Genomic DNA, 25,734 nt, shown 5'->3' on the forward strand with positions numbered 1-25,734 from the left:
GTCCGGGACATGTTGACGAGCGTGTCCAGGTCTTGGCGGGGGCGCGCCGAGTACGGGTCGTCAGGTCGGCCCACAGTGCGTGGCCGGTGGGCGGAACTTTCTCCGAGAATCCGTTTTTAAGTTAATTAGCAATTAATATTGACAGGTTTCGGGGGCCCGACCACAGTTTCCGCCGTGGCACCGCCGCCCGCCGCAATCGGCGGGCGGGGTTACCCCGTGGAACCCAACTCTCGGGAGATTTGAGTGACTTCGCATCGTGCAGGGATGGCGCGAGTGCGGCGTACCGCGGTCGTGCTCGGCGCCGTGGTGCTGGTCGGGACGGCAGTTCCCGCGGCGCACGCCGCGGACGACCAAGGCGCGCCGCAGTATTACGACAGTGGCCTCGCCCCCACGCCGTACATGGGATGGAACACGTACTACGGGCTCGGCGCTCCGACGGAGGACCAGGTCAGAAAGGTCGCCGACCATCTGGTCGGCAGCGGGCTGCGCGACAGCGGCTACAACATCGTCTGGCTGGACGGCGGCTGGCAGGCGGACGAGCCGCGCGACGCGGCGACCGGGCGGCTCGTGGCCAACCCCACCCGTTTCCCCTCGGGGATTCCGGCGTTGGTGGCCTACCTTCACCGGAAGGGCCTGAAAGCCGGTATCTACACCGACGCCGGCACCTACGACGGCGGCAAGAGCTGTGGGCTGGGCAGCCGTGGGCACTACGAGCAGGACGCCCGCCAGTTCGCCGGGTGGAAGGTCGACGCGATCAAGGTGGACTTCCTGTGCGGGATCGGCGAAAAGCTCGATCCCGGACCGGCGTTCAAGGAGTTCAGCGACGCCGTCGCCAAGTCCGGGCGGCGGATGCTGCTCAACCTGTGCAACCCGCTCACCGACGACTGGGGTCTGCCGCACACCCCCGAGCAGGACGCGCACAACGCCTTCGTCTACGGGCCGACGACCGCCGATTCCTGGCGCACCGGCACCGACATCGCCTGGGGCACCCCGACGGCGGGGGAGTGGCCCAACATCCTGCGCAACATGGATGCCAACGCCTGGCACCCCGAGGCCCAGGGGCCGGGTCACTACAACGACCCCGACTACCTCATCCCCATGCGCAAGCTAGCCGAGGGCGGATACGAGCTGTCGGAGGAGGAGTCCACCACGCAGTTCGTGATGTGGGCCGAGATGGCCTCGCCGCTGGTGCTGGGCAGCGACCCGCGCACCCTGCCGCAGTCCATGATCGACACCCTGCGCAACCCCGAGATCATCGCCGTGGACCAGGATCCGCTCGGCATTCAGGGCGTGCGCGTGGCGACCGACTCGGTCGGCGACGTGTACAACAAGGTGCTGAAGGGCGCGGGCAAGCGCGCGGTCGTCGTGCTCAACCGCTCCGACCAGGCGCAGGACCGTACCGTGCGGTTCTCCGACGCCGGGCTGAGCGGCCCGGTCGCGGTGCGCGACCTGCGGGCCCGTACGGCGCGGGGCACGCACACCGGCTCGTACACAGTGCGGGTCCCGGCGCACGGCACCGCCTTCCTCAAGCTGACGGGCACGGACGACGCCCCCGGGGCGCAGCTGCCCGGACGGTCCTCGGCGAGCCCGGCGCTGGTGCGCGACGGCGATCGGCTGACGGTGTTCACACGCGGTACGGACGGTGCCCTGCGCGCGCAGACCGCGCCCGGTGGCGACTGGTCGAGGGCCGCGACCACCGATCTGGGCGGGCCGACGCGCGGCCGCATCCTCGGCCAGCCTGCCGCCTATGCCTCGTCCGGCGGCCGGATCGACGTCTTCGTCCGAGGTGCGGACGACACCGCCTACCGGCGGGTGTACGCCGACGGACGCTGGGGGCGCTGGGAGAGCCTGGGCGGGACCCTGACGGACGCGCCGACGGCGGCCTTCGCCGCCCCGGACGACTGGACGCTGTTCGCGCGCGGCGCGGACGGCAGCGTGTGGTCGCGCGGCCCCGCTTCCGGCTGGACGTCGCTTGGGGCGCCGCAGGGCCGGCCGTTCTCCGGGCGGCCGTCGGCCGTCATCGACGACGCCGGGCGGCTCCATGTGGCCGTACGCACCGCTGACGACGCGGTGTGGTGGCGGACCAGGGACACCTCCGGGACCTGGTCGTCGTGGACCGCGCTGGGCGGCACGACCAGCGGCAGTCCGACACTGGTCGCCTCCGGCGGCACGGTGCATCTGTACGCGCGGGCCGGTGACTACACGCTCTGGCAGCGCAGTTGGACCGCGGCGGACGGCTGGGCCGGCTGGACCCCGCACAACGGCTTCGTGAGCGGTGTCTTCGACGGCGCGCTCGGTGCCGTCGCCGGGCCGGACGGCGGCGTACTGGCCGCATTCCGCGGGGTGGACGGCCGCGTCCACCAGAGCGAGCTCTGAGCTCCGCTTTCCCTGCTTCACCTGGTGTGGGTGTGCCTCCGGGCCGTACAAGGCCCAGGGGCACACCCTCTGAAGAATAAATTAGTAATTAATCTTGACGGCGCTCCGACCTCTGCGACAGGCTGTGTCTGCCGCACCAAGAGCCGGGCCGTCAGGGGGCCTCAACTCCGTTCCGTGGGCACATAGGGAGTGCACAGATGACCGCCTTCAACGCCAACCGCCGCAGATTCCTCGTAGGATCAGGCGCCGTCGGCGCCGGCGCGCTGCTCAGCAGCTGCGTCACCCAGAGCCCGTCCGCCACCGGAGGAAAGTCCGGCGGCCCGGTGACCCTGCAGTCCAACCTCTCCTCCCCGCAGGCCAAGACGGCCATGAAGGCGATCGTCGCCGCATTCGACAAGCGCGGGGACGCGAAGGCACAGCTCAACACCGTCGCCTCGGAGACCTTCCGCACGCAGCTGCCGACCTACCTCACCTCGGCCACCCCGCCGGACGTCTACACCTGGTACCCGGGGTCGGTCGCCGAGTCCTACGCGAAGAAGGACCTCCTCCTCGACATCAGCGACATCTGGGAGAAGCCGGAGCTCGCCGGATACTCCGACGCGCTGAAGAAGCTGTGCACCTCCGCCTCCAGCGGCAAGAAGGTTTTCGTGCCCACCAGCTACTACTGGTGGGGCATGTTCTACCGGAAGTCCAACTTCGCCAAGTGGGGCGTGCAGGAGCCCAAGAGCTGGGACGAGTTCCTCGACCTGTGCGACAAGCTCAAGAGCAAGGGCGTCGCCCCGATCGGCCTCGGCGCCGGCGGTGACACCCCGTGGGTGGCCTCCGCATGGTTCGACTACCTCAACATCCGCGTCAACGGCGCGACGTACCACCGCGAACTCCTCGCGGGCAAGCACCGCTTCGACGACCCCGAGGTCCGCAAGGTCTTCGACCGCTGGGACGAGGCGCGCCCCTTCTTCGACCCCAACGGCACGGCGATCCCCTTCCAGGACGCCACCACCGCGCTGCTCCAGGGCCGTACGGGCATGATGCTGATCGGCACCTTCTTCGCCGACGCCGCGCCCAAGGACGCCCTCGGCGACCTGGACTTCTTCCAGTTCCCCATCATCGACCCGAAGATCCCGGTGGCCGAGGAGGCCCCCACCGACGGCTACTTCGCCAGCGCGCGCACCAAGCGCACCGACGGCACCAAGGAATTGATGCGCTACCTGGCCACCGCCGAGGCGCAGGAGCTCTACCTCAAGAGCTCCTCGGGCACCACGCTGCCGACCCACCCCGACGCCAAGGACAGCGGCACACCCCTGGTCCTCAAGGGCCGCAAGCTCATCGAGAGCGCCGCCGACCTCACCCAGTTCTTCAACCGCGACTCCAGCGACGCCCTCCAGCCGACCGCCGACACGGCACTGGTCCACTACCTGGCCAAGCCCAAGCAGGTCGGCTCCATCCTCACCACCTGGCAGCGCAGCGCCCAGAAGATCTGGAGTCAGTGAACATGGCGCTGATCGGCTCCGCACGAAGGTCCAGGGCCACGCGGGTGCCCCCGGTGGTCCTGGCCTTCGTCCTCCTGCCGCTGCTCGCCGAGGCCTTCTGGGTCTTCTGGCCCGCCATGCAGGGCTTCTACCTCTCGCTCACCTCGTGGGACGGCCTTTCGGCGCCGACCTTCGTCGGACTCGGCAACTTCAGCGAGATGGTGCACGATTCGGTCTTCCGCACGGCCGCCTTGAACACGGTGCTGTGGCTGGTGCTCTTCGGCGGGCTGTCCGCCGCCCTCGGACTCGGTGCCGCGCTGCTGCTCCAGCAGGAGCGGCGCGGCGTCGGGTTCTACCGGGCGGCGCTGTTCCTGCCGGTGGTCTTCTCACTGGTCGCCACCGCGCTGGTGTGGCAGGCCATGTACCAGCCGGACGGCCTGATCAACAATGTGCTGTCGGCCATCGGCCTCGGGAGCTGGCGGCACGCCTGGCTCGCCGACCAGGACACCGCCTTCTACGCGGTGATCGTGCCCGCACTGTGGCGCCAGGTCGGTTACGTCATGGTGCTCTACCTTGCCGGGCTCAAGGGCATCGACCCCGCACTGTACGAGGCGGCCAAGGTCGACGGCGCGAACCGCCTCCAGCAGTTCCGGCACATCACGCTGCCGCAGCTCAAGAGCGTCAACGCGGTCGTCCTGTCGGTCATCGTCATCGACTCGCTGCGCTCGTTCGACGTCGTGTGGGCGCTCACCCGTGGCGGCCCGTACCACTCCTCCGAACTGCTGAGCACCTATATGTACTCCACCGCGTTCCAGTCCCTGCGGCTGGGCTACGGCTCCGCGCTCGCCGTCGTCATCTTCCTGCTGGCCTTCGGTGTCATCGCCAGCTACCTCGTGCGCGCCTTCCGGGAGGCCGACTGATGACCGCGACCCACGTTCCCGCACCCGTCAAGGACCACCCGGGGCCGTCCCCCGTGCCGGCTCCGGCGGCCAGCCGGCCCGTCGTCCGTGGCCGCGCCTGGCGTACCACCGGCTTCCACGTCTCCGCGGGCCTGCTGTCCGCTCTGTGGCTGCTGCCGATCGTCCTCGTCCTGGTCACCAGCACCCGCACCTTCGACGACATCGCCGCGCACGGGGTGGGCAGTTGGCCGCACTCCTTCACCTTCGACGGCTTCAGTCAGGCGTGGGTGGACGGAGGCCAGCAGCAGGCCCTCATCAACAGCATGCTGGTCTCCGTCCCCACCGTGCTCCTCTCGCTGGGCCTCGCCTCCACGGCGGCGTTCGCACTCAGCCGCTATGACCTGCCGCTGCGCCGCGTCCTGCTGCTCCTGATGCTCGGCGGCAACCTGCTGCCCCCGCAGATCCTGCTGATCCCCGTCTCCAAACTCAGCGAGGTGCTCGGCATCTACGACCAGCTGTACGCGCTGATCGGGGTGCAGGTCGGCTTCGGCGTCGGCTTCTACGTCTTCGTCCTGCACGGCTTCATGCGATCGATCCCCGGAGAGATCCAGCAGGCCGCGGTCATCGACGGCGCGAGCCCCTGGCAGATCTACTGGCGGATCATCCTGCCGCTGGCCCGCCCGGCGCTCGCCGCGCTGAGCGCCCTGTCGTTCACCTGGATCTTCAACGACCTGCTGTGGGCCATCACCGTGCTCCGCACGGACACCCAGATGCCCATCACCGCGTCCCTCATCGGGCTGCAGGGCCAGTACGTGTCGATGTGGAACGTCATCGCCGCCGGATCGGTGATCGCCGCCGCCCCGACCGTGGCCGTCTTCCTCCGCTTCCAGCGCCACTTCGTGGCCGGACTCAACCTGGGGGCCGTCAAGTGACCGGGCACGAGCAGTGGCTGCTGCGTACCGACACGACCACCTATGCCGTCACCCTCGGCGGGGACGGCCGCTGGGCCGAACTCGCCGCGTGGGGGCCGCACGGTGCGGAACAGGGTCCGTCGCCGATGGACTGGTCGCGGCGGACCCACTTCATCACCCCCGCCGACGCGGCGCCCGCCGAGTACATCCCGTACGGGATGCGTCCGTTCACCGGCGCGGACCTGATCGCCCGGCAAGCGGGCGGCGACCGCGGCAGCTGGTGGCGGTTCACCGGCGCCACTGCGGACGGGGACCGCGCGCTGCGCCTGGAGTTCGCCGACGAGGCCCTCGGTCTGCGTACGACGCTGTGCTACGAGACCGTCCCGGGCACCGACGTCATCCTGCGCTGGACGGAGCTGACCTGCACCGGCGAGCGGGAGCTGCGCCTTGAGCGCTTCGACTCCGCCGCCGTCAACGTGCCCGTCCAAGGCGGTGCCAGGCTGACCTACCTGGCGGGCCAGTGGTCGCAGGAGTTCCAGCTGAAGCACCTGGAACTGGAGCGCGGCCGCTTCGAGATGGAGAGCACCCAGGGCTCGGCGGGTCACGCGTACGCCCCCTGGCTCGCGGTCCAGGACGCGGCCGCCCCGGCCGAGGGCACCACCCCCACCTACGGCATCGCCCTGGAGTGGTCCGGGAACTGGCGGATCAGCGCCGACGCCGAACCCGGCGGCTCGGTACGGGTCCGCGCCGGCCGGGTGCCGCACGAGGGCGCCGTCCGCCTCGCTCCTGGCGCCACCCTCACCACGCCCCGGCTGGCCTGCGCCTTCAGCGCGGACGGCCTCGACGGGCTGGCCCGTGTGTGGCACCGCTACGAGCGGCTGCTGACCGGCGACCGTATGAACCGGCCCCGCCAGGTGCTCTACAACTCCTGGGAGGCGACCGGCTTCGACGTCGACGCCGCAGGGCAGCTGGAACTCGCCAAGGCTGCCGCGGACCTCGGCGCCGAGCTGTTCGTCGTCGATGACGGCTGGTTCACCGGACGCCACGACGACACCGGCGGCCTGGGCGACTGGGAGCCGGACCCGGCCGAGTTCCCCGGCGGATTCGACCGGTTCGTCGACGAGGTCCGCGCACTCGGCATGGACTTCGGGCTGTGGGTCGAACCCGAGGGCATCAGCCCCCGATCCAAGCTGTACGCCGAGCACCCCGAGTGGGTCTACCGTCTCGACGGCCGCCCCGCCACGCTCGTACGCAATCAACTCCTGCTCGACCTCGGCCGCACGGACGTGCAGGACTTCGTCATCGCCACCCTCGACCGGCTCCTAGGCGACCACGCCATCAGCTACCTGAAGTGGGACATGAACCGGCCACCCACCGAGCGTGGCCGCCCCGGCGGCCCCGTGGGCGACGACTCGGAACACCTGGATCTGGACGCCGCCCATGTAGCCGGCTACCTGCGGGTCCTGGACCACCTGCGTACCGCCCACCCCCACGTCACCGTGGAGGGCTGCGCGGGCGGCGGCGCACGCGTCGAGCACGCCACCCTCGCCCGCACCGACGTCGTGTGGCCCAGCGACAACACCGCACCGCTGGACCGGCTGCGTATCCAGTACGGCTACCTCCATGCCCACGCCCCGCACACCATGAGCTCCTGGGTCACCGACGCCGCCGGTGTCTTCGACCCCCGGCCCCGCTCGCTCGCCTTCCGGTTCGTCAACTCCATCGCCGGCGTGCTGGGCATCGGTGCCGACATCCGCGAGTGGACCCCGGAGCAGTGTGCCGAGGCGACCGGATGGATCGACCGCTACAAGAAGGTCCGCGACGTCGTGCACCACGGCGAGGTGCACCTGCTGGGCAGCCCGGCCGACCCCACCTGCGGCATCCAGTACGAGGAACCCGGCGGCGGACGCCTGGTGGTGACGGCCTGGAGCACCGGGCCCCTGGACGGCGCACCCCTGGTGCCCGGCAGGGCCGCCCGGCTGCGGTTGCGCGGCCTGTCGCCGGACGCGGTCTACACGGACCAGGACTCCGGCACCCGCTACAGCGGCGCCCATCTGCTCCACTCGGGACTGCCGTTCGCCTGGACCGCCGGGCACGACGCGGAACTGGTCGTCCTGGCCCGGCAGTGACGACAGCGACAGAATCTGCACTCCCACCACCACCCTCGGACAGGAGACGAACCGCCCCATGAACCCAGCGGCCCGCTTCACCAGCCGTGTTGCCGTAGTCACCGGCGCCGCCTCGGGCATCGGGGCGGCCACCGCGGCGCGCCTCGCCGCCGAGGGTGCGGCCGTCGTCCTCGCCGACATCGACGCCGAACGCGGCGAGGACACGACGGCGCGGCTCCGCAAGGACGGCGCGAAGGCCGTCTTCGTCGCCGCCGATGTCGCCCAGGAGGAGGACTGGCAGCGGGTGATGGACGCCGCCCACACCTTCGGACCCGTCAACGTGCTGGTCAGCAACGCCTTTACGGTGCAGGTGCTGCCCGCCCACGAGATGACGCTCGCCTCCTGGGAACGGCAGCTGTCCGTCAACCTCACCGGGGCGTTCCTCGGCTTCAAGGCGGCGCTGCCCGATCTGCGCGACCACCGGGGGGCCGTGGTGCTCACCTCCTCCGTGCACGCCCACCGCGGCATCCCCGGCCACCCGGCGTACGCGGCGAGCAAAGGCGCACTGCTCTCGTTGTGCGGACAGCTCGCGGTCGAATACGGCCCGCAGGTACGGGTCAACGCCGTGCTGCCGGGGCCCATCCTCACCGCCGCGTGGGACAGGGTGCCGCAGCACGAGCGTGAGTTGAGCGTCGAGGAGACCGCGGCCCGCCGCTTCGGCACCCCCGAGGAGGTCGCCGCAGCCGTGGCCTTCCTCGCCGCCGACGAAGCTTCGTACATCACCGGATCGAGCCTGCTCGTGGACGGCGGCTGGAGCGTCGTCAAAGCGTCCGCCTGACGGGCCCGGCCGGCCCGCCACCCCAGCCCCCGACCGAACAGCAAGAAAGGCAAACACATGACGCCATACGCGCGCCGCGGAGTGCACGGCCAGACCGTGGAGACCCTCGCCCGCCGGGTGCTCAGCGGCGAGATCCCCGAGGGAGCGACGCTCGACATGGCGGCCCTGCAGAGCGAACTGGACGTCAGCCTGACGGCCCTGCGCGAATCGCTGAAGGTCCTCGCGGCCAAGGGCATGGTGGACGCCCGTCAGAAGCGCGGCACCTTCGTGCGGCCGCGCGCCAACTGGAATCTGCTCGACGCCGATGTCCTGCGGTGGCAGTTCTCCGAGAGCAACGGAACCGGCGCCGACCTCGCGCTGCTGCGCAACCTCGGAGAGGTTCGCGGCATCATCGAACCGGCCGCCGTCCGGCTGGCCGCGACCCGCCGTACCGACGCCGACCTCGAAGCGCTGGAGGCGGCGCTGGCCGCCATGGGCGAGGAGGGCAGCGCGAGCCACGCCGTCGAGTCCGACCTCGCCTTCCACCGGGCGCTGCTGGCGGCCACCCACAACGAACTGCTGGAACGCATGGAGATGGTCATCGAGTCGGGCCTGGCCCAGCGCGACCAGATCGTGCACAGCGCCCCGCACAGTGAGGACCCCGTGCCCAGCCACCGGGCCGTTCTCGATGCTGTACGGGACCGGGATCCGGACGCCGCCGAGCACGCCATGCGCGCCCTGCTCGACCAGGCGATGCGCGACCTGGACAAGGTCAGCGGCCCGCACGGGGCCGAGAGTGCGGACGGCTCCGCCGAAGCGAAGGACGGCCAGGCAAAGTGAAGATCGCGCGTGTCGAGACCTTCCTCATCCCGCCCCGCTGGCTGTTCTGCCGGATCGAGACCGACGAGGGTGTGGTCGGCTGGGGCGAACCGGTGGTCGAGGGCCGGGCCGAGGTGGTGCGAGCCGCCGTCGAGGTCCTGGCCGAACACCTCGTCGGCCAGGATCCGCTGCGCATCCAGGACCACTGGCAGGTGCTGAGCAAGGGTGGTTTCTACCGGGGAGGGCCCGTGCTCTCGAGTGCCGTGGCCGGCCTCGACCAGGCCCTGTGGGACATCGCCGGCCGCACCCTGGGCGTGCCGGTGCACACCCTGCTCGGCGGGCCTGTCCGCGACACGGTCCGGGTGTACGCCTGGGTGGGCGGCGACGAACCCGCTCGGCTCAAGGACGAGATCACCGCCCAGGTCGAGGCAGGCTTCACCGCCGTCAAGATGAACGCCGCCGGGCGCACTCCGCCGCTCACCAGCCCCGCCGAGACGGCCGCCGTCGTCGAGCGGGTGGCGGCGGCCCGCGAGGCACTCGGCCCGCACCGGGACGTCGCCGTCGACTTCCACGGCCGGTTCAGCGCCGCCAACGCACGCCGTGTCCTGCACGAGATAGAGCCGCTGCACCCGCTGTTCGTCGAGGAACCCGTGCTGCCCGATCAGGCGCACCTGCTCGCGGGGCTGGTCGCCGCGTCGTCCGTCCCGCTCGCCACCGGTGAACGGCTCTACGGACGCGCCGAATTCCTCCCGGCACTGACCGCGGGCATCGCCGTGGCCCAGCCGGACCTGTCGCACGCCGGCGGGATATCCGAAGTCACCCGGATCGCCTCGCTCGCCGAGACCTTCGGGGCCCACCTGGCACCGCACTGCCCGCTCGGGCCCATCGCGCTGGCCGCCAGCCTCCAGGTCGCCTTCGCCACGCCCAACTTCCTGATCCAGGAGCAGAGCCGCGGCATCCACTACAACAAGGACGCCGACCTGCTGTCGTACGTGGTCGACACCGAGCCCTTCCGCTTCGTCGACGGCCAGGCGCACCGCACCGAACTGCCCGGCCTCGGCATCACCGTCGACGAGGACGCCGTCCGCGCGGCCGACCGCGCGGGCCACAACTGGCGCAACCCCGTGTGGCGACACGCCGACGGCTCCTTCGCCGAATGGTGAGCGGCATCCGGCTCCCGGTGTCCGTCGCCACCGACCCCGGGCACGGCGGACGCTGGACCTCGCTGACGGCCGGCGGCCGCGAATGGCTCTGGCATCGCGACGAGCCGCGCCGCTCCCGCGTCGTGCCCGGAGACGTGTTCGCCGACGCCGGAGGGCTGGAGGAGTGCCTGCCCACGGTGCGCGGGCTCCCCGACCACGGGGACGCCTGGTCGCGGCCGTGGCGGCGGGACGGGCATCACGACGTCGTGGAGTGCCCCGCGTTCCGACTGACCCGCCGTCTCGGTACGGACGCGGGGGCGGCGATCGCCGACTACACGCTCACCGCCGAACCGGGCTACCGCTTCGTCTGGGCCGCGCACGCCCTGCTGGACCTGTCCCAGGCCGCCCGGATCGGCGTCGAGGGCCCCGCCGTGACCCGGCTGTATCCGGACGAGGGCGCGCGCTGGGTCACCGGCACCTGGCCGCGCGTCAACGGCATCCCGCTGGACCGGCTCGGCCCGGACGACGGGACCGCCGTCGGCGCAGTCGTCCTCGCCCCGCACGTATCCGTACACGACGGCCAGGACACACTCCACCTGTCCGTCGAGGCCCCCGGCCAGCCGGTTTCCATCGCCCTGTGGCGCAACCTCGGTGGCTTTCCCCAAGGCGCGCCGTACCGCTCGGTCGGCGTGGAGCCCCTGCTCGGCCGCGTCTTCGACCGCACGGCGGTGCACGACGGCGACACGGCCGTCGTGCCCGCGTCCGGCGAGGTCACCTGGCGGCTCACGATCACCGCGAACCGCCGCTCCTGAACCCCAGCAACAGAAAGGGATGCCCGATGGACCTGCTCACCGCGCTGCGCGCGCACCGGCTGCTAGCCATCGTCCGCGGCAGCGACCCGGATGCCGCACTCAAGACCGTCCTCACTCTCGTGGAGGAGGGCGTCACACTTGTCGAGGTGTCCCTCAGCGGGCGCGACGCCCTCGACGTCATCTCCCGGGCCCGCGCCGCGCTCGGCCCGGACGCCACCCTCGGCGCGGGCACCGTCCTCACCGCCGACGACGCGCGGGCCGCCCACCGGGCCGGAGCCGCGTTCCTGGTCACCCCGGCGGTCAGCGACGGCATCGCCACCGGCAGGGAGCTCGGGCTCCCCGTGCTCGCGGGCGTCATGACACCGACCGACGTCCTCCAGGCGCTGCGCCTCGGGGCCGACGCCCTCAAGCTCTTCCCCGCCGGAAGCGCCGGAGGCCCCGGATATCTGCGGGACCTGCGCGGCCCCTTCCCCGACCTGCCCTTCGTGCCCGTCGGGGGAGTGGACGCCCGGGCCGCCGCCGACTATCTGCGGAGCGGGGCCACGGCCGTCGGCGTCGGCTCGCCCCTGATCGCGGACGCGGCCGGCGGAGGCAGCCTGGCCGGCCTTCGCGAGCGCGCACGGGAGTTCCTGGACGTCGTCCGTCCGGAGCCCCGCCCGTGACCACGCCCACGGTCCACGGGATCGACCGACTCGAACTCGGCGAGGGCATCCGGTGGACGGACGGCCGCGCGGTCCTGACCGACATCCTCTCCGGGCGGTTGCTGTCCGCCCCCGACGACCCCGCCGCACCGTTCGGACTGATCGCGCAACTGCCCTTTCCACTGGGTGCGGTGGCCCCCGTCGAAGGACGCCCCGGCCACTGGATCGCGGCGGCGGGTAGCGGCATCTGCCGTATCGACGACGCCGGACGCGTCGACTGGATCGCACGCCCCGAGGACGATGCCCCGGTGCCGATGCGGATGAACGACGGCGTCGCCGACCCGCACGGCCGCTTCTGGGCCGGCAGCATGGCCTACGAGGCGACCGAGGACGCGGGCTCGCTCTACCGCGTGGACCGCGACGGCCGCGTCACCCGCGTGCTGCGGGACATCACGGTCCCGAACGGCCCGGCCTTCACCGCCGACGGCACCGTCATGTATCTCGCCGACAGCGCCCGCGGCATCATCCGGCGCTACCCCGTCGACCCCGCCACCGGCGACCTGGGCGAGCCCCGCCCCTTCGTCACCCTCGGTTCCGGCAGCCCCGACGGCATGACGGCCGACGTCGACGGCGGGCTGTGGACCGCCGTCTGGGGCACCGGACAGGTCCACCGCTACCACCCCGACGGCACCCTCGACCGGATCGTGGAACTGGCCGCCGCCCAGCCTGCCGGACTCTGCCTCGGCGGCCCCGACGGCCGCACCCTTCTTGTCACCAGTGCCCGTATCGGCCTGCCCGATCCGGGTCCGCTCGACGGCGCCGTCTTCGCTTCGCGCGTGGCCATACCCGGGGCGCCCGCCGCGCCGTACCGCCCGGCAGGCACCGCGGACACCACCGCGGTCTTCGCCGACACCCGCTAGGAGACCCACCATGAGCACCCCCCGGCCGCTGCGCCCCGGCCCCGTGGTCTGCGTCGGCGAGACCATGGCCGCCCTCGCCCCCGAACCTCTCGGCCCGCTCGATGCCGCGGACCTTCTCCGGGTCGACATCGCGGGCGCCGAGTCGAACGTCGCTCTGTACCTCGCCGACCACGGCATCCCCGCCCGATGGATGTCCGCGCTCGGCGACGATCCCTTCGGCCGGCGTGTCCGCGAGCGGGTCGCCGCGGGCGGCGTCGACATCAGTGGCGTCCGCACCGACCCGGACCGGCCCACCGGACTGCTCCTGAAGGACCCCGGCGGGAACGGCACCCGCGTCCACTACCACCGCCGCGGATCCGCCGCCTCGGCCCTCACCCCCGAACTCCTCGACGACCCCGCCGTGGCGGACGCCGCACTCCTCCACCTCAGCGGAATCACCCCCGCGCTGTCCTCCGGCTGCCACGCGCTCGTCGAGCGGGCTCTGCGCCCCGACCGCTCCTACAGCGTCAGCTTCGACGTCAACCACCGCCCCGCCCTCTGGACCGGCCGGTCCGCCGCCGACGTCCTGCGGCCCCTCGCGGACCGGGCCGACATCGTGCTCGTCGGCCTCGACGAGGCCCAGGACCTGTGGGGAGAGGCGCTCACGGACCCCCGCGCGGTCCGTGACCTCCTTCCCGGCCCCCGCATCCTCGTCGTCAAGGACGGGGCCCGCGCGGCCACGGCCTTCGTCGGCCCGGACGCCCACAGTGTGCCCGCCCTGACCGTCCGCGTGGTCGAGCCGGTCGGCGCCGGCGACGCCTTCGCCGCCGGATTCCTCAGCGGCCTGCTGCGGCAGCTGCCCGTGGAGCGCTCCCTGCGCCTGGGCCATCTGACCGCGGCCTCGGCCCTCCGGGTCGCCGCCGATCACGGCCCCCTGCCGGACCCCGCCGTCATCGCCGCGCTGCTCGACGCCGACGAGGAGACGTGGCGCGCCGCCACCATCGACTCTCCGCTGCGCTGAGAAGCAGATCGCGGATCCCGAAGACCGGCTCGTCGACCCTGGCCGGTCTTCATGGCACTCCGCCACCCGGCTGATTCGAGAGCATCTTCGCCGCCCGGCGCCGGTTCGCCGGATTCGTGCGCGGATGCTCGCCGGGCTGCCGCGCAGGAGCGCGCGGCCGAGCGGGTAGCGGCACCGGGAACCCTGCAGGCGCGGTTGGCCGCCTTCCGACGAGCGGTGCGACGGTTTCTGCGAGACCTTGAGGAGGAGCGCGCCCCACAGTGGCGACGCATGTCCAGGGTGACACTCGCACCCAGCGAGGAAGGCGGGCTGTGGTGAGTGATTCGGATACGGGCGCCGCGGGGCGGAGCCAGGGCGAGATGGCCCTACTGTCGGCGATCGAGTTGAACGTCAACGATCAGATGCGACGGCTTGAGGTGGATCCACGGACCTCGCTGCTCGACGCGCTGCGCGAGCATCTGCGCCTGAGCGGGACCAAGAAGGGGTGCGATCACGGGCAGTGCGGCGCCTGCACGGTGCTGATCAACGGCCGGCGCGTCAACTCCTGTTTGACGCTCGCCGTGATGCACGAGGACGACGAGATCGTGACGATCGAAGGCCTGGGCGATCCCGATGGCCTGCACCCCATGCAACGCGCCTTCGTCGAGCGTGACGGCTTCCAGTGTGGCTACTGCACTCCCGGCCAGATCTGTTCGGCCGTCGGCATGCTCGCCGAGGTGGAGGCGGGCTGGCCCAGCCACGCCACCGCTGACGTGGCCTCGCCGCGGATCGCGTTGACCGATGAGGAGATCCGCGAGCGGATGAGCGGCAACATCTGTCGGTGCGCCGCCTATCCCAATATCGTCGCGGCCATCCGCGGCATCGCGGAGGGAGGCCCGGAATGAGGTCCTTCACGTACGAGCGAGCGACGGACGCACAGGCCGCCGTCGCTGCGGTGTCCAGAACCGGCGCGAAGTTCATCAGCGGCGGCACCAATCTGCTCGACCTGATGAAGCTCGACATCGAGAAGCCCAGCCATCTGGTCGACATCAGTCGGCTTCCGTTGCGGGACATCGAGGAGCTCCCGGACGGCGGACTGCGCATCGGGGCCCAGGCCGCGAATTCCGATGTGGCCGCCGACGCCCGAGTGCGTACCCGCTATCCGGTGCTGTCGGAGGCGCTGGTGGCCGGCGCCTCGGGCCAGCTGCGCAACAAGGCGTCCACCGGGGGAAATCTGTTGCAGCGCACTCGCTGCCCCTACTTCTACGACACGGCTGCAGGCTGCAACAAGCGGGATCCCGGCTCCGGATGCTCGGCGATCGGCGGGTTCAACCGGATTCACGCGCTCCTCGGCGTCAGCGACTCCTGCATCGCCACCCACCCCTCGGACATGGCCGTCGCGATGGCCGCGCTGGAGGCGGAGATCGAGCTGCTCGACGCCGACGGGTCGGTACGCCGAGTCGCCATCGCAGACTTCTACCGGCTGCCGGGGGATACGCCGCACATCGAGACCGTGCTGCGTCCTCGCGAGATGATCACGAGCGTGCTCCTGCCCCCGCCCCCGTCGGGTCGGCAGATCTACCGCAAGGTGCGAGACCGGGCGTCGTACGAATTCGCACTGGTCTCCGTGGCAGCCGTGGTCTCGACCGACCAGGGAGCCATCAGCGAGGCGCGGGTGGCTTTCGGCGGTGTGGCGCACAAGCCCTGGCGGTCCATCGAGGCGGAGACCGCGTTGACCGGCCGTCCCGCCACGATGGTCACCTATCGCGCCGCCGCCGAGGCCGCGATGCGCGACGCCGTGGGGCAGGGGCACAACGACTTCAAGATCGAGCTGGCCAAGCGCACGCTGTGCCGCACGCTGGCGCAAGCAGCCCGGGCGAGCTGAGGAGACGAGATGATCGGGCAAGCTCTGAACCGCGTCGACGGCCCGTTGAAGGTCGCCGGCCGGGCCACATACGCCTACGAGAATTGGGGGGCCGGCCAACCTCTCTACGGGTTCATCGTCGGCGCGACGATCGGCAAAGGCCGCATCACCCGGATCGACACCGAGAGCGCCGAATCCGCACCCGGCGTAAAGATGGTGATGACCCATCACAACGCTCCCGAGCAGGGTGTCCGTGATGAGTCCATTCCGTTCGAATACTGGCGCGCCCAGCCGGTGCTGACAGGCCCCGACATCCACTATTACGGCGAGCCGGTGGCACTCGTCGTCGCCATGACCCTCGAGCAGGCCCGAGCGGCAGCCGACCTGGTCGAAGTCGAATACACCGGCGGGCGGGGACGTTTCAACTTCGCCGAGCAGGAAGACGAGGTGTACATCCCGAAGGTGGTCAACGCCGGTCTCCCCACCGACACCGCGGTCGGCGATTTCGATGCCGGGTTCGACAGCGCGGCGGTCAAGGTCGACCAGCAGTACACGACGCCGTACGAGCTCTCGATGCCGATGGAACCGCACGCGTGTCTCGTGGAACCGCGCGACGAGGACCTGGTCGTATACGTCAGCTGTCAGATCGTCGACGCGGCGCGGGCCTCGGTCGCCGGCACGCTTCGGATCGACCCCGAGCGGGTTCACATCGTCACCCCCTTCGTCGGCGGGGGATTCGGCTCCAAGCTGGGCATTCATTCCGAGACGATCCTGGCCGCGCTCGCCGCTCGCGAGTTGCGCCAACCGGTCAAGGTCGCGATGACCAGGCAGCAGATCTTCCAGCTCGTCGGCAACCGTCCCACATCCAGGCAGCGAGTCCGACTGGGCGCGGAGCAGGACGGACAGCTGACCGCGATCGCCCATGACGTCACCATGCACACCAACCCCGACGTGGAGTACGCCGAGCAGACCGCCGCCACGACCCGCAGCCTCTACGCCGCGCCCCACCGGTTGACCAGCCACCGGCTGGCGCCGCTCGATCTGCCGCCCGGGTCGGACGTACGCGCGCCGGGCGAAGCACCGGGCATGCTGGCGGTCGAGTCGGCGATGGACGAGCTGGCCCATGCGCTCGGGATGGACCCGGTCGAGCTGCGGATCCTCAACGAGCCCACCGTCGATCCCGAGCGAGACGTGCCGTACAGCGACCGGCACCTGGTCGACTGTCTGCGCGAAGGGGCGCGCCGGTTCGGCTGGGAGCACCGCCCCGCCACCCCGGCGAGTGTGCGCGACGGGCGGTGGCTGGTCGGCTACGGCATGTCGGCCGCCATCCGCGGGCACTTCCAGGGGCCGACAGCGGTGCGCGTGCGGTTGGAGGCTGACGGCACCGCCGTCGTCCAGACGGACATGACCGACCTCGGCACGGGCACGTACACCGTCCTGACCCAGGTCGCGGCCGAGGGGCTCGGACTGCCGCCGGGTCGGGTGCGGATCGAGCTCGGGCGTTCCGAGTTTCCCACCAGCTGGGGCTCCGGCGGCTCGTGGGGCGCCACCAACTCGAGCAATGCGGTGCATGGTGCGTGTATGACGCTGCGCGAGCAGCTCCTGGCCGCGGCGCGCGGCGACACGCGCTCCCCGCTGCACGGCCTGGACCCGGCGGACGCCGTGTTCTCCGATGGCAACGTGGCTGTCGGCGGCGCGTCCGAGGCGCTGAGCGACATCGTCGCACGCAACCATCCGGAAGGTGTCGAGGCGGAGGGCGGTACCCGCTTCATGGGCGATGACCCGAACTACACGGACTACTCGATCAACACCTACGGGGCCCATTTCGCTGAAGTGGGGGTCGACGCGGACACCGCCGAGATCCGTCTGCGGCGGATGCTCGGCGTGTTCTCGGTGGGCCGCGTGCTCAACGCGAAGACGGCTCGTTCGCAGCTGATCGGCGGCATGATCTGGGGAACCGGAGCGGCCCTCGAAGAAGAGGCCGTGGTCGACCTGCGATCCGGCGCCTTCGTCAACCGGGACTTCGCGCAATACCTGGTGCCGGTCCACGCCGACATCCCCGACGTCGACGCGGTCATCCTTGACGGGTACGACGACAAGGCCAACGTCCTGGGCGCGAAGGGCGTCGGCGAGCTGGGTATCTGCGGGGCCGGTGCGTCGGTCGCGAACGCGGTGTTCAACGCCACCGGCGTGCGCGTGCGTGACTTCCCCATCACCATCGAGAAGGTGCTGCCCGGTCTCCCGCTGATGGATGCCTGAATCCGTGACGGCGGTGCCGGTTCGCCGGCCGGTGGGCGTGAGCCGGCGATACCGGGACCGTCGCCGGCCCGACCGGATCAAGGCCCGTCCACGATTGGGTGTCCCGGCGCGCCGGCCTGTCCGGTAGGGGGCACTCTGAACGAATGAGTGATGCGAATCCTGATCCGCACAACGGCCGCCGTGCCCAGCACGAGCGGACGGTTCCGCCGGAGGAGACTCCACCTGCCGAGAGCAGCACAGGGCCGGAGACGGGACCACGAGGTGACGTGACCCGAGGCTGGACCAAGGGGCCCCTGATCGCCATCGGGATCGTCGTCGTGCTGTGCGCCGCGTTCTTCTTGGTGTACGCGATCATCGTGGCGCAGTGACCGCACTGCAGGAGCGGATGCCGACGGGACGCCAGGCGGATCAGTGCCAACTGGTCTGAGCCCTTGGGTTACTTGGGTGGCGTCCGTCGGCTGTGTCTCGACCCGTACTCGCGGGCGCGGTGAGCCCGGTGTCATATCGGCGCTCGACGTCGCCAGGACCACTGGCTCCGGCATCACTCCGGTGCTCGATGCCCGGCGCGGTTGTGTGGTCGAGCCGGCCACACGTGCCCCGGCCGCGCACCGGCACTCCTGTCAGTGGTTCGTGAGCGCGAGCCCCTCGACGGTGTCCCGCGCGCCGCTGACGGCCCCGGTCGGCACAGCGCCGTCCAGGGCGCTCAGCTCCGCCGTGGTCAGGGTGATGTCGGCCGCTCCGACGTTCTCCTCCAGATAGGCCCGCCGCTTGGTCCCGGGAATGGAGACGGCGCCTTGCGCCGCAACCCAGGCCAGGGCGATCTGCCCCGCAGTCGCCCCGCGCGCCTCGGCAATCGCGGCGACCCGGTCCACGAGTGCGAGATTGGCGGCGATGCTCTCGGGTGAGAAGCGGGGCAGACCCCGGCGCGCGTCGTCGGGGTCGAGGTCGTCGACGCTGCGGATGGCTCCGGACAGGAAGCCGCGGCCGAGGGGAGAGAAGGCGACCAGGCCGATTCCCAGCTCGTCCAGCACCTCCTTGATCCCGTTCTCCAGGAGATCCCGGCTGAAGAGGGACAGCTCCGACTGCACGGCCGTGATCGGGTGGACGGCGTGTGCGCGGCGGATCGTTGCGGCGGCGGCCTCGGAGAGCCCGAGGTGACGTACCTTGCCCGCCGTGACCAGCTCGGCCATGGCGCCGACGGTCTCCTCGATCGGGACGGCGGGATCGACACGGTGGAGGTGGTAGAGGTCGATGGTGTCCGTCTCCAGATGACGAAGCGACCGTTCCACCGCTCGGCGGACGTGCTCGGCCCGCCCGTCCAGCGGTGTGCCGTCGGCGTCGAAGTCCATGGCGAACTTTGTCGCGATGGTGACCTCGGAGCGGCGGTGGCCCAGAGCCCGGGCGATGAGCTTCTCGTTCTCGAACGGCCCGTACGCCTCGGCCGTGTCGATGAGCGTCACTCCGAGATCCACCGCACGGTTGAGAGTGGCCACCGCCTCGGACTCGTCCCGTGCCCCGTAGAACGCACTCATGCCCATGGCGCCGAAGCCCTGCATCGGTACTCGCAGGCCGCTACTGCCCAGATCTATCGTCTTCACGGTTCGTCTCACTTCTCGTGCTTGCCAGGGTTTCCGGTGGCACGCATCGTCACGGGGCCTGGGTTCCCGGTTCTCGCCCGGAGCAGGTGGTGCGGCGCGGCCACGTGCCAACCGTGCCTCCTGGAGCGCGCTCCAGGTCAAGCGGGAGCCGTGCCGCCCGTGATGCTGCGCGGCCGACGGCGCCACCGGTTGCGTCGGCGCTTGACCTGGAGCGCACTCCAGGTTGCATAGTGGTGGGGTGGACGAGGTGATATTGCCCGATGTGTCCGTCGAGGTGCCGCCCGAGGGCTTGCCCATCGGGGAGGCGGCAGCTCTCTGTGGTCTGAGCGTCGACACCTTGCGCTACTACGAGCGCGAGGGCCTGACACTCCACCCCGCGCCGCGCTCGCCGTCCGGGCGCCGCCGTTACGGTGCCGGCGACCTGGCGTGGCTGGCCGGGCTCGTCATGCTGCGGGACACGGGCATGCCGATCGCGGACATCCGGCGGTACGCGGCGCTGGCCCGTCGTCAGGGAACCGACGCCGAACGTCTGCAGATCCTCGAACAGCACCGCCGCGAGGTGATCGCGCGCATGGAGCAGACGCGGAAACACCTGGCCGCGATCGACCGGAAGATCGCTGTGTACCGGAACATCATCGGAACACACGAACCGTGACACCCGGTCGCCTCCCCCTGCGGCCCACGCAGCTCGCCGCTCTCATGCCTGACTGCGCGAGTCAGGTGAGCCGATCACCGAGGGTGCGAGCGAGGTACTCGATTCCTTCCTGGCTTTCGCTGCCGGGTTCAGCTGTGAACACGGTCAGAATCTGCGACCGGTCGGAGCGTCACGACGACCAGGTCCAGTGGGCGACCTCGGGCAGGTCGTCGCCGTGTTCGCGGATCCAGTCGTGGTGGCGACTGCGGGCGTCCACCATGGCCTCCCGGGTGGCGGCGGCCCGGGCGCCCAGGTGGGGAACCCGGTCGATGACGTCCATGACCAGCCGGTAGCGGTCCAGGTCGTTGCGCACCACCATGTCGAACGGCGTCGTGGTGGTGCCGGACTCCTTGTAGCCCCGCACATGCAGGTGCGGGTGGGCGGCCCGGCGGTAGGCGAGCCGGTGGATCAGCCACGGGTAGCCGTGGTAGGCGAAGATCACCGGCTTGGACGTGGTGAAAACCGCGTTGAACTCGACGTCGGGCATACCGTGCGGGTGTTCCGTCGCGGGCATCAGCCGGGTCAGATCCACGACGTTGACCACCCGGAACATCAGGTCCGGCAGGTGACGCCGGAGGAGGTCGGCCGCGGCCAGCACTTCCTGGGTGGGGACATCACCGGCGCAGGCCAGGACGACGTCGGGTTCACGGTCGCCGTTCTCGGTTCCGGCCCATTCCCAGATGCCGACGCCGCGTGCACAGTGGGCACGTGCCTGTTCCATGCTGAGCCAGTCGAAGCACGGTTGCTTGCCGGCGACCACGACGTTGACGTAGTCCCGGCTGTGCAGCACGTGGTCGGCGATGGACAGCAGGGTGTTCGCGTCCGGGGGCAGATAGACGCGCACCACTTCGGGGCTCTTGTTGAGGATGTGGTCGACGAATCCGGGGTCCTGGTGTGAGAAGCCGTTGTGGTCCTGGCGCCACACGTGCGAGGTGAGCAGGTAGTTCAACGAGGCGATCGGCGCGCGCCAGGGAAGCTGACGAGAGGTGTGCAGCCACTTGACGTGCTGGTTGACCATGGAGTCGACGATGTGGACGAACGCCTCGTAGCACGAGAAGAGACCGTGGCGGCCGGTGAGGAGGTAGCCCTCCAGCCAGCCCTGGCAGGTGTGTTCGGAGAGAATCTCCATCACCCGGCCGTCCCGGGCCAGGTGTTCGTCGGTGGGCAGCATCTGCTCCTGCCAGGCTTTGCCGCTGGCTCCGTAGACCGCCTGGAGTCGGTTGGACGCGGTCTCGTCGGGGCCGAACAGACGGAAGTCCCGGCGCTGCGCGGTATCCGACATGATGCGCTCCAGCATCCCGCCCAGGACGCGGGTCGGCTCGTGCTGGGTCGTCCCGGGCTTGTCGACGGGCACCGCATGGTCCTCCAGCGGCGGCACGGGCAGGGTGCGCAGCAGTCGGCCACCATTCGCGTACAGGGTGGCTCCAAGGCGGCGTTCGCCCTCGGGCACGCACGCCAACACCTGCTCGGTGGGACGCCCGGTGGGGTCGAACAGGTCCTCGGGCCGGTAGGAACGCAGCCATTCCTCCAGCTGCGCGAGGTGAGCGGGGTTCTCCCGAACGGCGGGAAGCGGAACCTGGTGGGCCCGCCATGTGCCCTCCACCGGCAGCCCGTCGACCTCGCCGGGGCCGGTCCAGCCCTTCGGCGTGCGCAGCACGATCACCGGCCAGCGTGCCCGACGGCGCTCTCCGCCGTGGCGGGCGGCGTGCTGGATGGCGCGGATCTTGTCCACGGCGGTGTCCATCGCGGCGGCCATGGCACGGTGCACGGCTGCGGGGTCGTCGCCGCTGACGTGGAGCGGTTCGTACCCCAGTCCGCGCATCAGCTGCTCGAGTTCGTCCTGGGGGATACGGGCCAGCACGGTGGGGTTGGCGATCTTGTATCCGTTCAGATGCAGGATGGGCAGCACCGCGCCGTCGTGGACGGGGTCGAGGAATTTGTTGCCGTGCCAGGAGGCCGCCAGCGGGCCGGTTTCCGCCTCGCCGTCGCCGATCACACAGGCGACCAGCAGGGCCGGGTTGTCCAGTGCGGCCCCGTAAGCATGGGAGAGCGAGTAGCCGAGTTCTCCGCCCTCATGGATGGAGCCGGGGGTCTCCGGCGCGACGTGGCTGGGCACGCCGCCGGGGAAGGAGAACTGCCGGAACAGCCGCCCCATCCCCTCCGTGTCCCGGGTGACGTCCGGGTACGTCTCCGTGTAGGTGCCCTCCAGCCAGGAGTTGGCCAGCACCGCGGGGCCGCCGTGCCCGGGGCCCCAGACGCACAGCACATCCTGGGAGCGGTCCTTGATGATCCGGTTGAGGTGCGTGTAGACGAGGTTGAGGCCGGGAGAGGTGCCCCAGTGGCCGAGCAGCCGTGGCTTGATCTGCTCGGTGCGCAGCGGCTCTGCGAGCAACGGATTCGCCATGAGGTAGATCTGCCCGGCCGAGAGGTAGTTGGCGGCGCGCCAGTGGGCGTCGAGAGCGGCTGCCTCCTGGTCGGTGATCGTGCCGACCGAGTCCGGAGCGGTGGTCATTCATGCCTCCGTCTGCGCGGTGAAGGGGTGTTCTCTCGGCGGTACCCGAGTCATCGGCTCATGGGCCTGAGCCTGCGGACCGTGGACGCCGAGTCACTGCCGGACTCCCGGAGCAGCAGGAGGCCGATGGCGGGGTGAGGTGTCCAGCCATCGTCGGCCAACTCCTTCTCGCACGGTACGAGCGCCTTGGGCGGGTGCGCCCCGGAGCGCCGACACCCCGGGAACCCGCGGACCCGCGGCCGTCGGGGGCGAAGGCCGCCGGCCGCCCGGTTGAACGTCCGAAGAGGCGGGAACATCAGCGCCGGTGCCTGCCGAATGGCCCGGTGCGGTCAGCGCTGCCCGGTTCGGCTCAGATGTCGGCTGTGCCGACGAAGCTTCCGGGACGTGTCCAGCGTGCGCAGTCCGTGGCCCGGCGGCACCCCTGACGGGACCGAATGGGCGACGAGGCCCGTCGCGGAGGGAAGGCCCGATCGGTGGCTGCCGACGGAACGGGTCACACGCTCGGGTCGCGGTGGGTGGGGTGCCCGTCGAGGACCGTCAGCAGCACGGGCAGGTCGGGCAGGTCGGTGGCGGCGGTGGTGAGCGGGTCGTCGGCGAAGACCGTGAGGTCCGCGCGGTGGCCGACGGCGATCCGGCCGGCCTTGTGCTCCTCGCCTGCCGTGAGAGCCGCGTTCAGGGTCATGCCCTGGAGGGCCTCCAGGGCGGTGAGCGCCTGTTCGGGGCCGTGCGGGGGCTGGGTGAGATCGCGGCTGGGCCGACGGTGGCGGGCGCCCGCCATGACGGCCAGCGGCGGGTACGGGGCGATGGGCCAGTCGGAGCCGAGGACGACGGTGGCTCCGGAGTCCCACAGATCGCGACAGCGCCAGGCGCGGGAGGCGCGCTTCTCACCGAGGCGGCGCGACCAGTTGTCGGTGTGGTCGGCCCGGGTGAAGTCGCAGCAGTGGGTGGGCTGCATGGACGCCACGACGCCGAGCTCGGCGAAGCGGCGCAGCGTGTCGTCGGGAACGGTCTCTATGTGCTCGATCCGGTGCCGGACTCCGCGGTCCCCGGTGGCCAGGGCCTTCTCGACGGAGTCGAGAGCATGCCGTACGGCCGCGTCACCGATGGCGTGGGTGGCCGTGGGCACCCCGGCCCGGTGGAGCTCGCCGATGATATGGGTGTAGGCGTCCGGGTCGGGCCAGAAGGCGTGCGTGGACTCGCCGTGGCAGTCGGGGCGCTCCAGCCAGGCGGTGCCGTTGTCGATGGTGCCGTCCATGAAGAGCTTGACGCCTTCGGTCCGCCAGAGCGCGCCGCCGGTGCCCTGTTGCTCGATGATCGCGCGCAGCGCGTCGGCGTCGGTGCCGGGCTGGCACCAGGGCGCGACCCGCAGCCGCAGCGGCAGCTCGCCGGCCGCGTCGAGTTCGGTGTAGAGCGCGAGGCTTTCGCCGCCTGCGTCCATGGCGTGACCGCCGGTGAGTCCGGCGGCGGCCATGCTGCGTAGCGCGGCGGCGAGCCCGGCGCGGCGCTCCGCGTGCGTGGGCTGCGGGGCCGCACGTTCGACGAGTTCGCAGGCGGCGTCCTCCAGGAGCAGCCCGGTGGGCCGTCCGGCGTCGTCGCAGACGACCTCGGCGGCCTGGGCGAAGGAGCGTGGCCCGTCGATGCCTGCGAGTTCGAGTGCGCGCGGGCTGGCCAGCATGGAATGGGCATCGAAGAGCTGGAGAAGGGCCGGTACGCCGTCGAGTACGGGGGAGAGGGCGGCGGCCTCGACGGGCCGGCCCCCGAAGACGTTCGGGTCGAGGCCCCATCCGTGCAGCCACGCTCCGGGTGCGAGGGTCCGGACCTCGCGGGCCAGCGTCTCGCGGACATCGTCCAGGTCGGTGCAGCCCGACAGGTCCAGTCCCTGGGTCAGCTCGGCGCCCGAGACGGGATGGAGGTGCCCGTCGGCCAGGCCGGGGGTGACCACGGCCCCCTTCAGGTCGATCACCGTCGTCGAGGAGTCCGCGAGTGCGCGTATCCCGCGGTCGTCGCCGAGGGCGGAGATCTGCCCTCCGGACACGGCCAGGGCGGTCTCCGGCAGGAGCCGGCCCGTGACCGGGTCGAGCAGACGGGCGGAGAGCAGGACGAGACGGGTGTGCACGGCGGCTCCTTGAAGGACTGGTGGGGGAAGGTCAGTTGGGGGTGGCGGTCGACTCGGCGGCCGGATCCGTGCCGGCGGCGGAGGCCGGGTCCTGGTTTGTGTCGGTGGGTGCGTCGAGGGGGCGGGTGAGAACGCCGCTCGGCAGGCCCAGTTCGCGTTCCGCCGTGGTGATGGCCATACGCGTCACTGCCTCGGGGCGATCGCTGGTGTCGGTGTTGGCATGGGCGCCGAGGCCGTCGATCACCACAAGAATCTGAATGGTCGTCACATATGGGTCGTCCGTGTGGAATTCCTCCCGCTCGACGCCCTCCCGGATGAGGCTCTCAAGTCGTCCGCGCCACGCCGCCTCCTGCTCGCCGACCCGGTCCCGGAGGACAGGCCGGTAGCGGCTGAGGTGCCGCGCGTTGATCCAGAGTCGGCTGATGTCGTCGTACGCCTCTCCCGTCGCGTGTGCGAAGAACCGCGCCAGGTGCTGCGTGGGGGTTCCGCCGGTCCCCTCGGCCGGCAGGAGGGTGTCGAGCTCGGTGCTCGCGGCGCTGCCGAACGCCTCGGCCACGAGGTCCTCCGCCGAGGGGAAGTAGTGGCTGATGAGCCCGGGACGGACATCGAGCTGCTCGCCGATGCGTCGCAGGGTGATGCACTCCAGCCCCTCGGTCAGGGCGATGGTGGCGGCTGCGTCGACGATTTCCGCACGTCGGGCGGCGGGTGATTTCCGAATTCGCTTGCGCTGGACGCTTGACGACATACCCCGGATGTTATTGAGTGTGCGACCAATAAGCAAGCAGGTGGGTATGACCA

Annotated in this window: 21 protein-coding genes; 17 read left to right on the plus strand and 4 right to left on the minus strand. The window is 71.0% G+C overall.

From position 1 onward, the window contains the following. Positions 1 to 264 precede the first annotated feature (264 nt). The 16 genes from OHA03_RS37960 to OHA03_RS38035 all read left to right on the plus strand — a co-directional run bounded on the left by OHA03_RS37960 (position 265) and on the right by OHA03_RS38035 (position 18,384). Positions 265 to 2,376, plus strand: coding sequence for a glycoside hydrolase family 27 protein (locus OHA03_RS37960; protein WP_267008558.1), 2,112 nt, complete (start codon positions 265 to 267; stop codon positions 2,374 to 2,376). Between the two features lie 197 nt (positions 2,377 to 2,573). Then, positions 2,574 to 3,866 carry an ABC transporter substrate-binding protein gene (locus OHA03_RS37965; RefSeq protein WP_267008559.1) on the plus strand — a complete coding sequence of 431 codons (1,293 nt, stop codon included), beginning with the start codon at positions 2,574 to 2,576 and terminating at the stop codon, positions 3,864 to 3,866. A 2-nt stretch (positions 3,867 to 3,868) separates the two neighbouring features. Continuing rightward, positions 3,869 to 4,765, plus strand: coding sequence for a carbohydrate ABC transporter permease (locus OHA03_RS37970; protein ID WP_267008560.1), 897 nt, complete (start codon positions 3,869 to 3,871; stop codon positions 4,763 to 4,765). Further along, complete coding sequence (locus OHA03_RS37975; protein WP_267008561.1) at positions 4,765 to 5,676, plus strand: carbohydrate ABC transporter permease; 912 nt, start codon at positions 4,765 to 4,767, stop codon at positions 5,674 to 5,676. Before OHA03_RS37970 ends, OHA03_RS37975 begins: the two co-directional genes overlap by 1 nt. Beyond that, positions 5,673 to 7,784 carry an alpha-galactosidase gene (locus tag OHA03_RS37980; RefSeq protein ID WP_267008562.1) on the plus strand — a complete coding sequence of 704 codons (2,112 nt, stop codon included), beginning with the start codon at positions 5,673 to 5,675 and terminating at the stop codon, positions 7,782 to 7,784. The genes OHA03_RS37975 and OHA03_RS37980 overlap by 4 nt, the downstream gene beginning before the upstream one ends. 58 nt (positions 7,785 to 7,842) lie before the next feature. Next, complete coding sequence (locus OHA03_RS37985) at positions 7,843 to 8,601, plus strand: SDR family NAD(P)-dependent oxidoreductase (protein WP_267008563.1); 759 nt, start codon at positions 7,843 to 7,845, stop codon at positions 8,599 to 8,601. A gap of 57 nt (positions 8,602 to 8,658) precedes the next feature. After that, positions 8,659 to 9,420: a FadR/GntR family transcriptional regulator gene (locus tag OHA03_RS37990; RefSeq protein WP_267008564.1), complete on the plus strand. Its 762-nt coding sequence runs from the start codon at positions 8,659 to 8,661 to the stop codon at positions 9,418 to 9,420. Next, positions 9,417 to 10,562 (plus strand): galactonate dehydratase, encoded by a 1,146-nt coding sequence (dgoD, locus tag OHA03_RS37995; protein WP_267008565.1) that lies wholly within the window; start codon positions 9,417 to 9,419, stop codon positions 10,560 to 10,562. The genes OHA03_RS37990 and dgoD overlap by 4 nt, the downstream gene beginning before the upstream one ends. After that, positions 10,556 to 11,353 (plus strand): hypothetical protein, encoded by a 798-nt coding sequence (locus tag OHA03_RS38000; RefSeq protein ID WP_267008566.1) that lies wholly within the window; start codon positions 10,556 to 10,558, stop codon positions 11,351 to 11,353. The genes dgoD and OHA03_RS38000 overlap by 7 nt, the downstream gene beginning before the upstream one ends. A 26-nt stretch (positions 11,354 to 11,379) precedes the next feature. After that, positions 11,380 to 12,015: a bifunctional 4-hydroxy-2-oxoglutarate aldolase/2-dehydro-3-deoxy-phosphogluconate aldolase gene (locus OHA03_RS38005; protein ID WP_267008567.1), complete on the plus strand. Its 636-nt coding sequence runs from the start codon at positions 11,380 to 11,382 to the stop codon at positions 12,013 to 12,015. Continuing rightward, positions 12,012 to 12,914, plus strand: a complete 903-nt coding sequence (locus OHA03_RS38010) for an SMP-30/gluconolactonase/LRE family protein (RefSeq protein ID WP_267008568.1) — start codon at positions 12,012 to 12,014, stop codon at positions 12,912 to 12,914. The genes OHA03_RS38005 and OHA03_RS38010 overlap by 4 nt, the downstream gene beginning before the upstream one ends. Positions 12,915 to 12,924: 10 nt before the next feature. Next, positions 12,925 to 13,914 (plus strand): sugar kinase, encoded by a 990-nt coding sequence (locus OHA03_RS38015; protein ID WP_267008569.1) that lies wholly within the window; start codon positions 12,925 to 12,927, stop codon positions 13,912 to 13,914. 359 nt (positions 13,915 to 14,273) lie between these two features. Further along, positions 14,274 to 14,798 carry a 2Fe-2S iron-sulfur cluster-binding protein gene (locus tag OHA03_RS38020; RefSeq protein WP_267009614.1) on the plus strand — a complete coding sequence of 175 codons (525 nt, stop codon included), beginning with the start codon at positions 14,274 to 14,276 and terminating at the stop codon, positions 14,796 to 14,798. Beyond that, positions 14,795 to 15,778: a xanthine dehydrogenase family protein subunit M gene (locus OHA03_RS38025; RefSeq protein WP_267008570.1), complete on the plus strand. Its 984-nt coding sequence runs from the start codon at positions 14,795 to 14,797 to the stop codon at positions 15,776 to 15,778. Before OHA03_RS38020 ends, OHA03_RS38025 begins: the two co-directional genes overlap by 4 nt. A 9-nt stretch (positions 15,779 to 15,787) precedes the next feature. After that, positions 15,788 to 18,016 (plus strand): xanthine dehydrogenase family protein molybdopterin-binding subunit, encoded by a 2,229-nt coding sequence (locus OHA03_RS38030; RefSeq protein WP_267008571.1) that lies wholly within the window; start codon positions 15,788 to 15,790, stop codon positions 18,014 to 18,016. A 143-nt stretch (positions 18,017 to 18,159) separates the two neighbouring features. After that, the gene (locus OHA03_RS38035; protein WP_267008572.1) at positions 18,160 to 18,384 is read left to right on the plus strand and encodes a DUF6480 family protein; all 225 of its coding nucleotides are present in this window, start codon (positions 18,160 to 18,162) and stop codon (positions 18,382 to 18,384) included. Between the two features lie 252 nt (positions 18,385 to 18,636). Here the strand turns inward: OHA03_RS38035 and OHA03_RS38040 are convergent, their stop codons facing one another. Beyond that, positions 18,637 to 19,614 (minus strand): aldo/keto reductase, encoded by a 978-nt coding sequence (locus OHA03_RS38040; RefSeq protein WP_267008573.1) that lies wholly within the window; start codon positions 19,612 to 19,614, stop codon positions 18,637 to 18,639. A gap of 238 nt (positions 19,615 to 19,852) precedes the next feature. Between OHA03_RS38040 and OHA03_RS38045 the strand changes: the two genes are divergently transcribed. After that, a complete protein-coding gene (locus OHA03_RS38045) occupies positions 19,853 to 20,269 on the plus strand; it encodes a MerR family transcriptional regulator (protein ID WP_267008574.1) in 417 nt (138 codons plus the stop codon). A gap of 169 nt (positions 20,270 to 20,438) precedes the next feature. Here OHA03_RS38045 and OHA03_RS38050 read toward each other — a convergent pair whose 3' ends face one another. The 3 genes from OHA03_RS38050 to OHA03_RS38060 all read right to left on the minus strand — a co-directional run bounded on the left by OHA03_RS38050 (position 20,439) and on the right by OHA03_RS38060 (position 25,681). Then, complete coding sequence (locus OHA03_RS38050) at positions 20,439 to 22,820, minus strand: phosphoketolase (RefSeq protein WP_267008575.1); 2,382 nt, start codon at positions 22,818 to 22,820, stop codon at positions 20,439 to 20,441. 493 nt (positions 22,821 to 23,313) lie between these two features. Beyond that, positions 23,314 to 24,936: an amidohydrolase gene (locus OHA03_RS38055; RefSeq protein ID WP_267008576.1), complete on the minus strand. Its 1,623-nt coding sequence runs from the start codon at positions 24,934 to 24,936 to the stop codon at positions 23,314 to 23,316. Positions 24,937 to 24,967: 31 nt separating this feature from the next. Then, positions 24,968 to 25,681, minus strand: coding sequence for a TetR/AcrR family transcriptional regulator (locus OHA03_RS38060; RefSeq protein ID WP_267008577.1), 714 nt, complete (start codon positions 25,679 to 25,681; stop codon positions 24,968 to 24,970). Positions 25,682 to 25,734: the final 53 nt, after the last annotated feature.

The sequence above is a fragment of the Streptomyces sp. NBC_00154 genome, from assembly GCF_026342835.1.
Lineage (GTDB): Bacteria > Actinomycetota > Actinomycetes > Streptomycetales > Streptomycetaceae > Streptomyces.

Coding starts and splice junctions, on each gene's coding strand:
- OHA03_RS37990 (WP_267008564.1), top strand. CDS start 8,659: ATGACGCCATACGCGCGCCGCGGAGTGCACGGCCAGACCGTGGAGACC.
- OHA03_RS38060 (WP_267008577.1), bottom strand. CDS start 25,681: ATGTCGTCAAGCGTCCAGCGCAAGCGAATTCGGAAATCACCCGCCGCC.
- OHA03_RS38015 (WP_267008569.1), top strand. CDS start 12,925: ATGAGCACCCCCCGGCCGCTGCGCCCCGGCCCCGTGGTCTGCGTCGGC.
- OHA03_RS37965 (WP_267008559.1), top strand. CDS start 2,574: ATGACCGCCTTCAACGCCAACCGCCGCAGATTCCTCGTAGGATCAGGC.
- OHA03_RS37985 (WP_267008563.1), top strand. CDS start 7,843: ATGAACCCAGCGGCCCGCTTCACCAGCCGTGTTGCCGTAGTCACCGGC.
- OHA03_RS38030 (WP_267008571.1), top strand. CDS start 15,788: ATGATCGGGCAAGCTCTGAACCGCGTCGACGGCCCGTTGAAGGTCGCC.
- OHA03_RS38000 (WP_267008566.1), top strand. CDS start 10,556: ATGGTGAGCGGCATCCGGCTCCCGGTGTCCGTCGCCACCGACCCCGGG.
- OHA03_RS37970 (WP_267008560.1), top strand. CDS start 3,869: ATGGCGCTGATCGGCTCCGCACGAAGGTCCAGGGCCACGCGGGTGCCC.
- OHA03_RS38020 (WP_267009614.1), top strand. CDS start 14,274: ATGGCCCTACTGTCGGCGATCGAGTTGAACGTCAACGATCAGATGCGA.
- OHA03_RS38005 (WP_267008567.1), top strand. CDS start 11,380: ATGGACCTGCTCACCGCGCTGCGCGCGCACCGGCTGCTAGCCATCGTC.
- OHA03_RS38035 (WP_267008572.1), top strand. CDS start 18,160: ATGAGTGATGCGAATCCTGATCCGCACAACGGCCGCCGTGCCCAGCAC.
- OHA03_RS38025 (WP_267008570.1), top strand. CDS start 14,795: ATGAGGTCCTTCACGTACGAGCGAGCGACGGACGCACAGGCCGCCGTC.
- OHA03_RS37975 (WP_267008561.1), top strand. CDS start 4,765: ATGACCGCGACCCACGTTCCCGCACCCGTCAAGGACCACCCGGGGCCG.
- OHA03_RS38050 (WP_267008575.1), bottom strand. CDS start 22,820: ATGACCACCGCTCCGGACTCGGTCGGCACGATCACCGACCAGGAGGCA.
- OHA03_RS37960 (WP_267008558.1), top strand. CDS start 265: ATGGCGCGAGTGCGGCGTACCGCGGTCGTGCTCGGCGCCGTGGTGCTG.